The sequence below is a fragment of the Haloarcula sp. CBA1131 genome, from assembly GCF_008728975.1.
Classification (GTDB): domain Archaea; phylum Halobacteriota; class Halobacteria; order Halobacteriales; family Haloarculaceae; genus Haloarcula; species Haloarcula hispanica.
In genome coordinates this window covers 712,972-726,076 of sequence record NZ_RPCY01000004.1, presented here as the reverse complement: position 1 = coordinate 726,076, position 13,105 = coordinate 712,972, and the positions used below count along the sequence as shown (strand labels likewise).

Annotated in this window: 5 protein-coding genes, 3 rRNA genes and 7 pseudogenes; 12 read left to right on the top strand and 3 right to left on the bottom strand. The window is 54.3% G+C overall.

Annotated features, from left to right (window positions below; genetic code table 11):
• Positions 1-127: 127 nt before the first annotated feature.
• Positions 128-223 (bottom strand): annotated as a pseudogene (locus tag Har1131_RS21240) (IS1595 family transposase); the annotation flags it as partial.
• Here Har1131_RS21240 and Har1131_RS21235 point away from each other — a divergent pair.
• From Har1131_RS21235 to Har1131_RS21180, 12 genes and pseudogenes are all read left to right on the top strand, one after another.
• Positions 221-442 (top strand): annotated as a pseudogene (locus Har1131_RS21235) (cell division control protein Cdc6); the annotation flags it as partial. The pseudogenes Har1131_RS21240 and Har1131_RS21235 overlap by 3 nt on opposite strands.
• Before the next feature lie 753 nt (positions 443-1,195).
• Positions 1,196-2,667: ribosomal RNA gene (locus Har1131_RS21230) — 16S ribosomal RNA — on the top strand.
• A gap of 369 nt (positions 2,668-3,036) precedes the next feature.
• Positions 3,037-5,966, top strand: a 23S ribosomal RNA gene (locus Har1131_RS21225).
• 135 nt (positions 5,967-6,101) lie between these two features.
• Positions 6,102-6,224: ribosomal RNA gene (rrf, locus tag Har1131_RS21220) — 5S ribosomal RNA — on the top strand.
• The 16S, 23S and 5S rRNA genes sit together here, the layout of an rRNA operon.
• Before the next feature lie 207 nt (positions 6,225-6,431).
• The gene (locus tag Har1131_RS21215) at positions 6,432-7,016 is read left to right on the top strand and encodes a helix-turn-helix domain-containing protein (RefSeq protein ID WP_014030573.1); all 585 of its coding nucleotides are present in this window, start codon (positions 6,432-6,434) and stop codon (positions 7,014-7,016) included.
• A 408-nt stretch (positions 7,017-7,424) separates the two neighbouring features.
• On the top strand, positions 7,425-7,751 hold the full coding sequence (locus Har1131_RS21210) for a UPF0175 family protein (protein WP_014030574.1): 327 nt from the start codon (positions 7,425-7,427) through the stop codon (positions 7,749-7,751).
• Positions 7,748-8,254 carry a twitching motility protein PilT gene (locus Har1131_RS21205; RefSeq protein ID WP_014030575.1) on the top strand — a complete coding sequence of 169 codons (507 nt, stop codon included), beginning with the start codon at positions 7,748-7,750 and terminating at the stop codon, positions 8,252-8,254. The genes Har1131_RS21210 and Har1131_RS21205 overlap by 4 nt, the downstream gene beginning before the upstream one ends.
• A gap of 283 nt (positions 8,255-8,537) precedes the next feature.
• Positions 8,538-8,675 (top strand): annotated as a pseudogene (locus Har1131_RS22660) (UPF0175 family protein); the annotation flags it as partial.
• Positions 8,672-9,173 (top strand): annotated as a pseudogene (locus tag Har1131_RS22895) (twitching motility protein PilT). The pseudogenes Har1131_RS22660 and Har1131_RS22895, both read left to right, overlap by 4 nt.
• A gap of 32 nt (positions 9,174-9,205) precedes the next feature.
• A pseudogene (locus tag Har1131_RS21190) lies at positions 9,206-9,523 on the top strand (hypothetical protein); the annotation flags it as partial.
• Positions 9,524-10,202: 679 nt separating this feature from the next.
• Positions 10,203-11,195, top strand: a complete 993-nt coding sequence (locus tag Har1131_RS21185) for a ParA family protein (protein WP_014030579.1) — start codon at positions 10,203-10,205, stop codon at positions 11,193-11,195.
• Entirely contained in the window at positions 11,195-11,713 is a 519-nt protein-coding gene (locus tag Har1131_RS21180) for a hypothetical protein (RefSeq protein WP_014030580.1), read from the top strand. Before Har1131_RS21185 ends, Har1131_RS21180 begins: the two co-directional genes overlap by 1 nt.
• 217 nt (positions 11,714-11,930) lie before the next feature.
• Here the strand turns inward: Har1131_RS21180 and Har1131_RS21175 are convergent.
• Together Har1131_RS21175 and Har1131_RS21170 are read right to left on the bottom strand one after the other, a co-directional pair.
• A pseudogene (locus Har1131_RS21175) lies at positions 11,931-12,563 on the bottom strand (IS6 family transposase).
• Positions 12,564-12,690: 127 nt separating this feature from the next.
• A pseudogene (locus tag Har1131_RS21170) lies at positions 12,691-13,104 on the bottom strand (MFS transporter); the annotation flags it as partial.
• Between the last annotated feature and the right edge of the window lies 1 nt (position 13,105).

Below are 13,105 nucleotides of genomic sequence, written 5' to 3'. Positions count from 1 at the left end.
ACGGACTCTCTCGAAGTCGGTGTCACCGGTCGCCTCTGCAGTTCGGGCAGCGGTATGGCGGACGACTGCTCGGACGTCGGGTTGTTTCAAATAAATAATGCTCTTGGGTAAGCGATTGTTGGTGGCGTCATAGCGCTGTTTCAAGGATGATTTTGAGCGCTTCGTCGCCGGGTTTTCGGCGGACGCATTTTCGAAGCAGTAACGCTCTGAGACAGGGTGTGAGGATGAACTCGAAAAGAACCAACTCTACGGGGGTATGCAAGAACTCACGACACAGGGACACGCTGTCTTGTGTGCGCTTGCATATCAACAGGCGCTTGACGAAGTTCCTATCCGTTCTCGTGACCTTTACGACCGGTACCTCAAAATTTGCGACCGGCTCGACGCCGATAGCGTCAGCGAACGGCGTGTCCGTGACCATCTATCGGATATGAATATGCTGCAAGCAAATCTTTCGAATTACTGAATCACGCTTTCACCAATAGCTTCGGAAATGGTGGTGTGTAGCTCCGGAAACAGTGGTGTGTTTCGGTATGTCTTCACATGAACTAACGGTGTATTGCAGGACTGGTAGCTCTCTCTTGGACTATGACCACTCGCTCAGGGTCGTATCTCGAGTTTCTGTAATGTGGCTGGATGTCCGTCCGGTCAAATCCAAGTGATGAGAGAACGCTCTCAGCAGTTCGAATGAGTTGTATCTGGTAGTAGTTCGGGTCGTAAAACGCAACATCTTCATGAGCCAGCGTAACCCGATCTCGCGAGGATTTCTCATCGTCGCCAGCTATGTGCTCAATATACTACTTGAATGATATGATTGTTGTATTGGATTAGACAATGTGGCTATTTCTCTAGTGTGTATGCGACACATGTTCTGTGTGGTGCCTAAACACGGTGGATTCGAGACCGTCCATTTATATACTCCCCTCCCATCGGATGTAATGCGAAGGTCGCGCCGGGCAGCGCTCTCGGAACGACACCCCAACGCCACCGTCGTGGTGGCCTGGGTCACTCGCTTAGAACGCGAGGCCACTGAGGCTTTGTGTTCGTGTATGAGGATTCCACCCCTGCGGTCCGCCGTCAAGATGGAATCTGATGTGAGCCCACGGACCCATGCAGTAGTCAACACTGGTGTAGGAACCAGTGTGTTAGCTTCCGACGGAGTGCAACCACTTCCGCCGCTGATGTATATCAGCACATTCCGGTTGATCCTGCCGGAGGCCATTGCTATCGGAGTCCGATTTAGCCATGCTAGTTGCACGAGTTTAGACTCGTAGCATATAGCTCAGTAACACGTGGCCAAACTACCCTACAGACCGCGATAACCTCGGGAAACTGAGGCCAATAGCGGATATAACTCTCAGGCTGGAGTGCCGAGAGTTAGAAACGTTCCGGCGCTGTAGGATGTGGCTGCGGCCGATTAGGTAGATGGTGGGGTAACGGCCCACCATGCCGATAATCGGTACAGGTTGTGAGAGCAAGAGCCTGGAGACGGTATCTGAGACAAGATACCGGGCCCTACGGGGCGCAGCAGGCGCGAAACCTTTACACTGCACGACAGTGCGATAGGGGGACTCCGAGTGTGAGGGCATATAGCCCTCGCTTTTCTGTACCGTAAGGTGGTACAGGAACAAGGACTGGGCAAGACCGGTGCCAGCCGCCGCGGTAATACCGGCAGTCCAAGTGATGGCCGATATTATTGGGCCTAAAGCGTCCGTAGCTTGCTGTGTAAGTCCATTGGGAAATCGACCAGCTCAACTGGTCGGCGTCCGGTGGAAACTACACAGCTTGGGGCCGAGAGACTCAACGGGTACGTCCGGGGTAGGAGTGAAATCCTGTAATCCTGGACGGACCACCAATGGGGAAACCACGTTGAGAGACCGGACCCGACAGTGAGGGACGAAAGCCAGGGTCTCGAACCGGATTAGATACCCGGGTAGTCCTGGCTGTAAACAATGCTCGCTAGGTATGTCACGCGCCATGAGCACGTGATGTGCCGTAGTGAAGACGATAAGCGAGCCGCCTGGGAAGTACGTCCGCAAGGATGAAACTTAAAGGAATTGGCGGGGGAGCACCACAACCGGAGGAGCCTGCGGTTTAATTGGACTCAACGCCGGAAATCTCACCGGTCCCGACAGTAGTAATGACAGTCAGGTTGACGACTTTACTCGACGCTACTGAGAGGAGGTGCATGGCCGCCGTCAGCTCGTACCGTGAGGCGTCCTGTTAAGTCAGGCAACGAGCGAGACCCACACTTCTAGTTGCCAGCAACACCCTTGTGGTGGTTGGGTACACTAGGAGGACTGCCATTGCTAAAATGGAGGAAGGAATGGGCAACGGTAGGTCAGTATGCCCCGAATGGACCGGGCAACACGCGGGCTACAATGGCTATGACAGTGGGATGCAACGCCGAGAGGCGAAGCTAATCTCCAAACGTAGTCGTAGTTCGGATTGCGGGCTGAAACCCGCCCGCATGAAGCTGGATTCGGTAGTAATCGCGTGTCAGAAGCGCGCGGTGAATACGTCCCTGCTCCTTGCACACACCGCCCGTCAAAGCACCCGAGTGGGGTCCGGATGAGGCCGTCATGCGACGGTCGAATCTGGGCTCCGCAAGGGGGCTTAAGTCGTAACAAGGTAGCCGTAGAGGAATCTGCGGCTGGATCACCTCCTACTGACCGGGATCAGGGCCTTGCCCTGACCCACCTACACTGACTGGTGACCACAAGTCACCGCGAGTCGGCAAGCGCCGACTACTGCATGGGCCCGCTGGGCTCACAAAGACCAATCCGAGGCGGATATCCCCTCACGGGGATGTCGGGTGCAACTCCCGACGGGTCCGTACTCCGTATCGCTTCGAATCCGTCCCCTTAAGTGTGGGACGGCGTTCGACTGTGATACGACGACAGATGCACCAGGTCGGGTGAAACCGCGCCTGGGAAGGGTCGATTCGCCCACCATCTCCACCTTGGGGGCGAGTATGAAACCGTGTGTACGTGCGATCCAGGCGTCCACTGGACTCGTTCAGTTGAACGAGTCACAACGACGTTGGCTACTATGCCAGCTGGTGGATTGCTCGGCTCAGGCGCTGATGAAGGACGTGCCAAGCTGCGATAAGCTGTGGGGAGCCGCACGGAGGCGAAGAACCACAGATTTCCGAATGAGAATCTCTCTAACAATTGCTTCGCGCAATGAGGAACCCCGAGAACTGAAACATCTCAGTATCGGGAGGAAAAGAAAACGCAACGTGATGTCGTTAGTAACCGCGAGTGAACGCGATACAGCCCAAACCGAAGCCCTCACGGGCAATGTGGTGTCAGGGCTACCTCTCATCAGCCGACCGTCTTCACGAAGTCTCTTGGAACAGAGCGTGATACAGGGTGACAACCCCGTACTGAAGACCAGTACGCTGTGCGGTAGTGCCAGAGTAGCGGGGGTTGGATATCCCTCGCGAATAACGCAGGCATCGACTGCGAAGGCTAAACACAACCTGAGACCGATAGTGAACAAGTAGTGTGAACGAACGCTGCAAAGTACCCTCAGAAGGGAGGCGAAATAGAGCATGAAATCAGTTGGCGATCGAGCGACAGGGCATACAAGGTCCTGTAACGAATGACCGACGCGCGAGCGTCCAGTAAGACTTACAGGAAGCCGATGTTCTGTCGTACGTTTTGAAAAACGAGCCAGGGAGTGTGTCTGTATGGCAAGTCTAACCGGAGCATCCGGGGAGGCACAGGGAAACCGACATGGCCGCAGGGCTTTGCCCGAGGGCCGCCGTGTTCAAGCGCGGGGAGCCATGTGGACACGACCCGAATCCGGACGATCTACGCATGGACAAGATGAAGCGTGCCGAAAGGCACGTGGAAGTCTGTTAGAGTTGGTGTCCTACAATACCCTCTCGTGATCTATGTGTAGGGGTGAAAGGCCCATCGAGTCCGGCAACAGCTGGTTCCAATCGAAACATGTCGAAGCATGACCTCCGCCGAGGTAGTCTGTGGGGTAGAGCGACCGATTGGTGTGTCCGCCTCCGAGAGGAGTCGGCACACCTGTCAAACTCCAAACCTACAGACGCTGTTTGACGCGGGGATTCCGGTGCGCGGGGTAAGCCTGTGTACCAGGAGGGGAACAACCCAGAGATAGGTTAAGGTCCCCAAGTGTGGATTAAGTGTAATCCTCTGAAGGTGGTCTCGAGCCCTAGACAGCCGGGAGGTGAGCTTAGAAGCAGCTACCCTCTAAGAAAAGCGTAACAGCTTACCGGCCGAGGTTTGAGGCGCCCAAAATGATCGGGACTCAAATCCACCACCGAGACCTGTCCGCACCCGTTACAGGGTGATCGAGTAGATTGGCGCTCTAATTGGGTGGAAGCAGGGGCGAGAGCTCCTGTGGACCGATTAGTGACGAAAATCCTGGCCATAGTAGCAGCGATAGTCGGGTGAGAACCCCGACGGCCTAATGGATAAGGGTTCCTCAGCACTGCTGATCAGCTGAGGGTTAGCCGGTCCTAAGTCTCACCGCAACTCGACTGAGACGAAATGGGAAACGGGTTAATATTCCCGTGCCATCATGCAGTGAAAGTTGACGCCCTGGGGTCGATCACGCCGGGCATTCGCCCGGTCGAACCGTCCAACTCCGTGGAAGCCGTAATGGCAGGAAGCGGACGAACGGCGGTATAGGGAAACGTGATTCAACCTGGGGCCCATGAAAAGACGAGCATGATGTCCGTACCGAGAACCGACACAGGTGTCCATGGCGGCGAAAGCCAAGGCCTGTCGGGAGCAACCAACGTTAGGGAATTCGGCAAGTTAGTCCCGTACCTTCGGAAGAAGGGATGCCTGCTCCGGAACGGAGCAGGTCGCAGTGACTCGGAAGCTCGGACTGTCTAGTAACAACATAGGTGACCGCAAATCCGCAAGGACTCGTACGGTCACTGAATCCTGCCCAGTGCAGGTATCTGAACACCTCGTACAAGAGGACGAAGGACCTGTCAACGGCGGGGGTAACTATGACCCTCTTAAGGTAGCGTAGTACCTTGCCGCATCAGTAGCGGCTTGCATGAATGGATTAACCAGAGCTTCACTGTCCCAACGTTGGGCCCGGTGAACTGTACATTCCAGTGCGGAGTCTGGAGACACCCAGGGGGAAGCGAAGACCCTATGGAGCTTTACTGCAGGCTGTCGCTGAGACGTGGTCGCCGATGTGCAGCATAGGTAGGAGACACTACACAGGTACCCGCGCTAGCGGGCCACCGAGTCAACAGTGAAATACTACCCGTCGGTGACTGCGACTCTCACTCCGGGAGGAGGACACCGATAGCCGGGCAGTTTGACTGGGGCGGTACGCGCTCGAAAAGATATCGAGCGCGCCCTATGGCTATCTCAGCCGGGACAGAGACCCGGCGAAGAGTGCAAGAGCAAAAGATAGCTTGACAGTGTTCTTCCCAACGAGGAACGCTGACGCGAAAGCGTGGTCTAGCGAACCAATTAGCCTGCTTGATGCGGGCAATTGATGACAGAAAAGCTACCCTAGGGATAACAGAGTCGTCACTCGCAAGAGCACATATCGACCGAGTGGCTTGCTACCTCGATGTCGGTTCCCTCCATCCTGCCCGTGCAGAAGCGGGCAAGGGTGAGGTTGTTCGCCTATTAAAGGAGGTCGTGAGCTGGGTTTAGACCGTCGTGAGACAGGTCGGCTGCTATCTACTGGGTGTGTTATGGTGTCTGACAAGAACGACCGTATAGTACGAGAGGAACTACGGTTGGTGGCCACTGGTGTACCGGTTGTTCGAGAGAGCACGTGCCGGGTAGCCACGCCACACGGGGTAAGAGCTGAACGCATCTAAGCTCGAAACCCACTTGGAAAAGAGACACCGCAGAGGTCCCGCGTAGAAGACGCGGTCGATAGACTCGGGGTGTGCGCGTCGAGGTAACGAGACGTTAAGCCCACGAGCACTAACAGACCAAAGCCATCATTCATACGCACTGTGACTCATTCACCGACGATTTACTCGTCGCTGACCGAGTCCAGGCGCAAACTGGATCGCACGTAATCACACGGTGGAAAAGTTGATCGAGACTGGTACTTTCGTGGTTCGATTCCACGACTCGACGTTAGGCGGCCACAGCGGTGGGGTTGCCTCCCGTACCCATCCCGAACACGGAAGATAAGCCCACCAGCGTTCCGGGGAGTACTGGAGTGCGCGAGCCTCTGGGAAACGCGGTTCGCCGCCACCATTCATACTTACATAGCCCACTCAGGAGAGACATCTCTCCCCGGTGGGCCTTCCGTATTTCTAAGCAACTGACCCACTCAGTGAACAGATAGCTTTCGCACTCTGTGAGTCGTCTGTGGCACGCTGGTAATTATCCAACTATCAGTGACTGGCTCACTGGTTGGCATCGTCCTACCCGTTATTACTCAATACATGAATTATGAATTGTATGTCGAAAGCCGCCGGGGACCCAGAACGGGCTATCAATGGTCTGCTGTCGATTGCACAACTGCTGGAAGAGCCACGCTTGGCCCGGCTCTACACGTTCGTCCTTCGTGAGGGTGAAGTGATTATCGACGATATCGTCGCTGTGTTAGAGATCCCCCGCACGACAGCGTACTCGGATATGGGGACGCTCGTCGACCTCGGTGTCGTGACCCGAGATGAAGCGCAGAAGACGCACACGTACTCTACTGTCCCGATTACGCTCACTGCAGATTTGGACGGTGACGAGTATACCGTCACTCCCACTCTCATCGAGGCTGTCGGTCGCTCACCACACGACCAAGACCTCAACCTCCTCTTGGAGAGATATGGGCTCGGCAAACTCGCGGCTGCGCTTACGTATGCCATTCCCTATACCAACGACGAGATGTCTGAACGAGTCGCAGCTCGAGAGCTTGATCTACAGCAGGCCCTCGCTATTGCGGTCTTGCATGCGCTTCAGGATGTGGTTCAACACATGGAAGCCGTTGATCCATACTTCGAGGATATTCGGAACGCTCGTGACCAACTACCATCAGCGGAGGACTAACGAGCCACTATCAGTACGCCATTCGACCCACTTCAGGGGTCGGTAGCGTGGGTCGCAGATACCGGATTTTTCATCGCCTGTGGTCGTCAGCAGGATAGTAATGTTGCTCGGGGACTGCGTCGGGTGTTTCCGTTTGGACGGTGGTATCGGGGATGCTAGATCAAGGAACTGCCTACAGTGATCACGTTGCGTGGCATTACGCGAAGTGTTGCGCCGGAACCAACCGACAACCGGTGGGTATCAGGAATCAACGGCGCTGCAAGCGTTGTCAACTACGTCTTCGCTGGGAGTACCTATGTGGGGCTCGACTGCGACGACACTATTTCACCTGCCGACAGGCACCCTAACAACTCAGCGGAACTTCGTCGCAATTCATATAATGTATGCAGAGTTAGGATCTAGTAAGCCATGTCTCGAACCACTGCCACCATTCCGGATGATCTAACGGACCTCATGGAGGGGGCGGTCAAAGCGGGCATCTTCGAAAATAAGAGCGACGCGATCCGCCATGTACTCCGTGAATACTTCGAAGAACACGAGAATGCACGGGTTGCGGCTGCTGTCTCATTGTATGAAGAGGAACGAATTACGCTTGGGACTGCTGCTCGGCTTGCTGGGTTTAACCGCTTCGAGATGCGAGACATCCTGCGTGAGGAGGGTGTTGAACTTCGATTTGGACCGGAGGATATGGATGCCGCACGCGATGAAATAGACGTGGCTCGGAATCTCGAATGACAGGTGTGCCTGCTAATGCGACGGTTCTCAATACAACTGTTCTCTCGAACTTCGCGCAGGTGGATCATATCGAACTCATAGCGGACCTGCTACGACTCGTCACGGTTCCTGCTGTCCAGATGGAACTCACTGAAGGTGTTGAAACCCATCGCTATCTCGAACGTGCAGTAACTGCGCTTGAAGAAGAAATTCCCGTCATTGAGGCATCAGCGGAGGCGCACCAAATCGAGCAGTCCCTCTTGGAAATGCTTGATCCGGGTGAGGCTCAAGCACTGGCAGTTGCAGACGACACTGATGGAACGATCGTCACTGATGATGGTGATGCATGTGCGACTGCGAATCAACGGGGCATCGAACTAACTGGTTCGATTGGGCTGCTTGCCCGTTCTGTTGAGGATGATCGAATTACAGCAACGACTGCAGACACGCATCTTAAACGCTGGATTGATGAGGCTGGGTTCCACTCACCTGCTCGGGATTTCGATGCGTTCCTTGACGACTAGCGCCAGTATCGGCGTGAAGCCCTGATCTTGGGGGCAGCTGAGGGGTAGTCGCTATCGACATCTCTCATATTTCGATACTCATATCGACTCGATGTCTGCGATGTGTCTGACGAAGAATTAAGTTAGAACATCCAGATTATCTGGATAATCTGGTGAGTAAAGATATGCCACATGACACAGATAATCTAGATAATCCAGATAGTACCAATTTTCCAGATGATCTACCGCCGACACGGATTGCCATTTCGAATCAAAAGGACGGCGTCGCAAAAACAACCGATGCAACATCCTCCGTGAGCACGGTGTTGAACTTCGCCTCGGGCTCGTTAACGAAGACGACGCAGCCTACGAGGTAGAGGCAGCACGCGAACTCGAATTTGATGATGAGGACTCGTCTGATGAGGAGCCCCGTGCTAAATGACAGGTAACGATCTCCCAGCGAACCCGAGCGTCTTGAACACGACTGTCCTCTCGAATTTTGCGTACATCGATCAGCTGTGGATAGTTGCTGACCTTTCTGGAATCTGTACGGTACCAGTCGTTCGTGAGGAGCTTGAACACGGCGTTGCTAACACCCATATCTTCAGGAAGCACTCGATACGCTTGATGACGAAATCCCAGTTGCGGCGATTTCGGATACTGTCGCAAACAGAGAAGCCGTTGTTGGGGGCATCTCGATCCTGGGGAGCACAGGCGTTCGCTCTCGCCGACGCACACGACGGTTGACTGCTGACAGACGACGGAGATGCCCGGTCGTTTGCGAAAGCCCAGGGCGTGACCGTTGTGGGGTCGGTTGGCTCTGTTGGCTGCAATCGATGCTGGGAGGATCGATAAAGCCACTGCTGACGAGTGGCTGTCGAAGTGGATCGATGAGATCGGCTACTACGTCCCGTATCGAACGACCTCGGAGTATCGATGATGGGCTTGTTCGGAGTTCAAAACGCCTGATTAGAAATCGTCGAAGACCTGCTCAACTCAGCCGAGAACCTCGTTCACGTCGATAACGTGCTGATGGACCGGGAGTTCGATAGCCAGCACGTTCTGGAGATGATCAGCCAGTGCGGGCTCTCGTACGTCGTGCCGAAGCGGATGCAAACCAATTTCGGGTTGCGGTTCTTCTACTTCGCATTCGCGTGTCTGCTGTACTCGATTTGGCGTGCAGTAGATCTACTCGTGCAGGTCGAATTGACCGGTGAGTACGAGCACTCTCCGATGGTGACGGCAGATAATACGCTGACGCTGCTGAAAAAGGAGACAGGAATCGGATAGTGAGGTTCTCCACCCGTGATAGAGGGCCGTCTGAGTGGCAACGCTGTCGGAAGTCTCCGACATCCGCGGATATGATTGGAAGTTCGACAAGCTTGGACGTTTGGAGAGCGATCTGAGTCTGTTCCTCTTCACTAAACCTTCCGAAATCACGCATTACAGTCCCGCTAAACCCCCTGTAGTCTCAACTTCCAAGTCTGTAAGACTATATAGCGTTTGGGTGTTTATGAGACAGCGCAGGTCATAACCTCTGGATTTTCAAAGGTGTGTCGTCTGTTACAGTCTTCTGTAATGGAAATCTGGAACAGGTTCTGAAGTGTGAATCACTCCGCGCTATCTTGTCGGTGCACAGCCTATTATTTCCAGACAGATGACTGTAGCACCAGTCTGTAACAGATATCTGTTCTGAAAGTCATGGACGTTGCGATCTAAAACAACTACAGATTGATGTCTGTATCGGATCCCTGTTGCATATGATTAGTACAGATATGTGTCACAGGTAGGTGCTACGTGCTACAATTACAGACGGCGATTCCAGATCCGATCCAACTCAGTCTCTATCATAGTACAGACAACCATTACAGAAGGGAGGTACAGATAAATGGTGTAGATTAGTGGTACAGACAATTGGCCCACATGTCTGACACAGATATATGTAACAGGGATCCAAATGAGGAAGTGTATGATAACGACCGTCGTCTACGCTGAATCCGGGGGGACGTACAAAACGACTATGACAGCGAATCTCGCGGTCGCATTCAAGCGGATGGGACTTGATGTTCTCGTGATTGACTTGGACCCGCAGACTGGGAATCTTACCTCACTCTTCGACGTCGGAGAAAACCGTGGCAACCCGGACGCAGACAATCTCGTAAAACACATTCTCGAAATGCCTGATGGAGACTTTGATGACCTCATCGAGACCGCTGAGGAGGGCGTCGACGTCATTCCGAGCCACGACATGCTTGGGGATTTCACCTCAAATCTTGAGCAGAAGATTTCCTACGAAACTGGAATGAAGGGGATTTCTCGCGATGAATACCCCCGCTTTGAGTTACTATACAATCTTCTCTGGGAGCAGGAGCAATTAAACGAAAAGTACGACGCGGTCCTCATCGACCCCAACGCACGCGCTGAAGACCTCCTCTACAATGCTATCTACGCGCTTCGAACACTGGTGGCGCCCGTCAAGCCAGCTGGAAAGGGGAGTCTCAGCCTTGATGGCCTTGAGGAGATGGTCGGAAACATGGAGACTGCGTTGGACATCGAAATCGGGCTTTCGTGCGTGGTTCCATCCGGAGTCGGCCAGACGAACGCCCACAAGCAGTATCGCGATCAGTTCGAAAATACAGACGCCTTCGCAACGCCAGTCTCCATTGGGTCACGAGAAAGTTTGATGGACGCCATGTGGGAAGCCCGTGGCTCTGCATTCAAAGTAGTAGAGGAGCGGTGGAAGACCTACGAGGAAGACGGCGAGATGGTCTCGAAGAAAGGGGAGCGTAGAGTTCCCGACCGTGAACTCCAGACGCTTGATAAACTTTGGCAACTGGCGGGTTTCATTGCGACTGAGACGTTCGACGTCGACATTGATCATGAACTCGTCTTAGATATTGACGATTATGGAACCGAGACCGTAGAGTTCGACCTTCCCGCTGAACCGGAGGTGGCTGACTAATGGGGGGCGATTCATTCAAATCGGGATCGGGTAACCTCAATTTCGGAGATAACGATGAGGAAGAAGGAGACGACGAGACAGAGGAAGCCGGTGAGGAGATCGATGACACCGCAGACGAGGAGGCGGATGATCTGGAATCCAAAGAGGTCGTCTCTGAGAAAGCAGCTGACAGCCGGGACTCCCCAGAAGCGAAGAAAGCGGATAGTACCAGCGAAGAGAGTACGACGAGCAACTCGACAGCCAGCGATACTGGATCACACCAAACGAGTGGCCACAAGTATCCGTACTTCGTGCGTCGGAGCAACGTCGGGGATGAACGAGACAATCGCCTCGAGCTCTTCGCTCGCGATGAAGTCGTCTCACAAGAAGCGGAGTTTCGGAGCCAGCTCGCTTCGGAACTCGGGGCAGACGACATCGCGAAGACGGACGCCCGTGAGTATGCGCTTCTCGCGGCGTTCGACAACGTAGAGGACGTTGCAGAACTCATGAGAGGAGATGGATACGGAGAACTCGATTAATCGTAACAGCCCCAAATTACACTCGAAACAGGGTGTGTCTCACTCTCGAAAGCTGGTCACGCAATATTCTGGGTGTAATCTCAGGGATTGTGATAGACGAAGCTACTGTCTGCTGTCGTCCGACATGTCAACATCAGAGCGGCTCAGTCACAGAATCAGAGTCCCCCCATCCAATTCACAGGATAAGTAAAGTTGCTGTCTCTCAATTGGGTAGTGTTTAGTTAGTGGCATTGAGCCATCGAGCGGAAGTTTGCAACCAGCTTTCGGCGGTTTCCGGGTCGGCGTGACTGAAGCAGTTCGAAAACGACGAGGTTCGACGCTTCAACTCTCGAAAATCCGTTCGACAGCGTTCCAATTTCCGTGGGGACGTATCTGAAATCGGAGGCCAGCTCGTTGCAGTGCAGTTTGGAGGTGTTGAGCGCCATCGACGAGAAAGACAGTAGTTTCGACATCGTGCTTTTGACGAAGTTCGCGCAGGAAAATTTCTGTGAGGGTGGTCGTAGTCGTCGCAAACAGCCGAACGTGAAGCAGTACGTTCGACTGCGGATCGGCAGCGGCGTACAGCTATAGTAGCCATTGAAAGTCAATGCGCACCTGATCGCACGACGGCAGTGCGATCAGTATGTAAATCGTTTCAATTGTTACTATAGAATTGCTGATCGGTGATGCGAATCACTGTTTCGTCGAGCGCAATCTAATTCAGAGATTTCCCAGATTCTGGCTGTAGATCGGCTTTCTGAACCCAATTGTGGACGGCTTTGCGACCGCGTTGGACACCCGGATCTTCGAGTACTTCGATGGTATTCGACAACGAAAGTCCCGCAACGTGGGATTGTATACCCGATTCCATCGCCGAACGCTCCTCATGGAGCGGAATATGGTGTCCACACGGGGTATGGCGACTGCTTTCACGATTGTACCTGGGATGGGCGTTCCTCTGGCCGGAACGGGCGTGGGAGGCCCCACTAATCGGCCGATTAGTGCGTCTCGGTCTCCAGATCAAAGTCGTCGGGAGTTGCCGTTTCGACGGCGGGGAGCCGACGGATCCGTGGCCGTAGGAGGACGTAGACGGCAGTAAAGCCGAAGCCGCTCGCGGCCAGCGCCATCGTCGTCGTGGTCCCCAACGCTTCAGCAACTCCTCCACCAACGAGTGAGCCAAGCGGGAGCGTCGCTCCCGAGGCGGTTCCCTTCGTCGCAGAGACGCGTCCAAGTAGGTCAGTCGGGAACACGCGCTGGTTCAGCGTTGCGGTGAGCACGCCCGATACGCCAACAGGAATCCACGCGAGACCGAACAGCGTGATAGTCAGTGCAGTCGTTGGCGCAAACACCGCCACGATCCAGCATACTGCACCAAGCCCCTGGGAGACGAGTACCGTGCCGTAGGACTTCCCC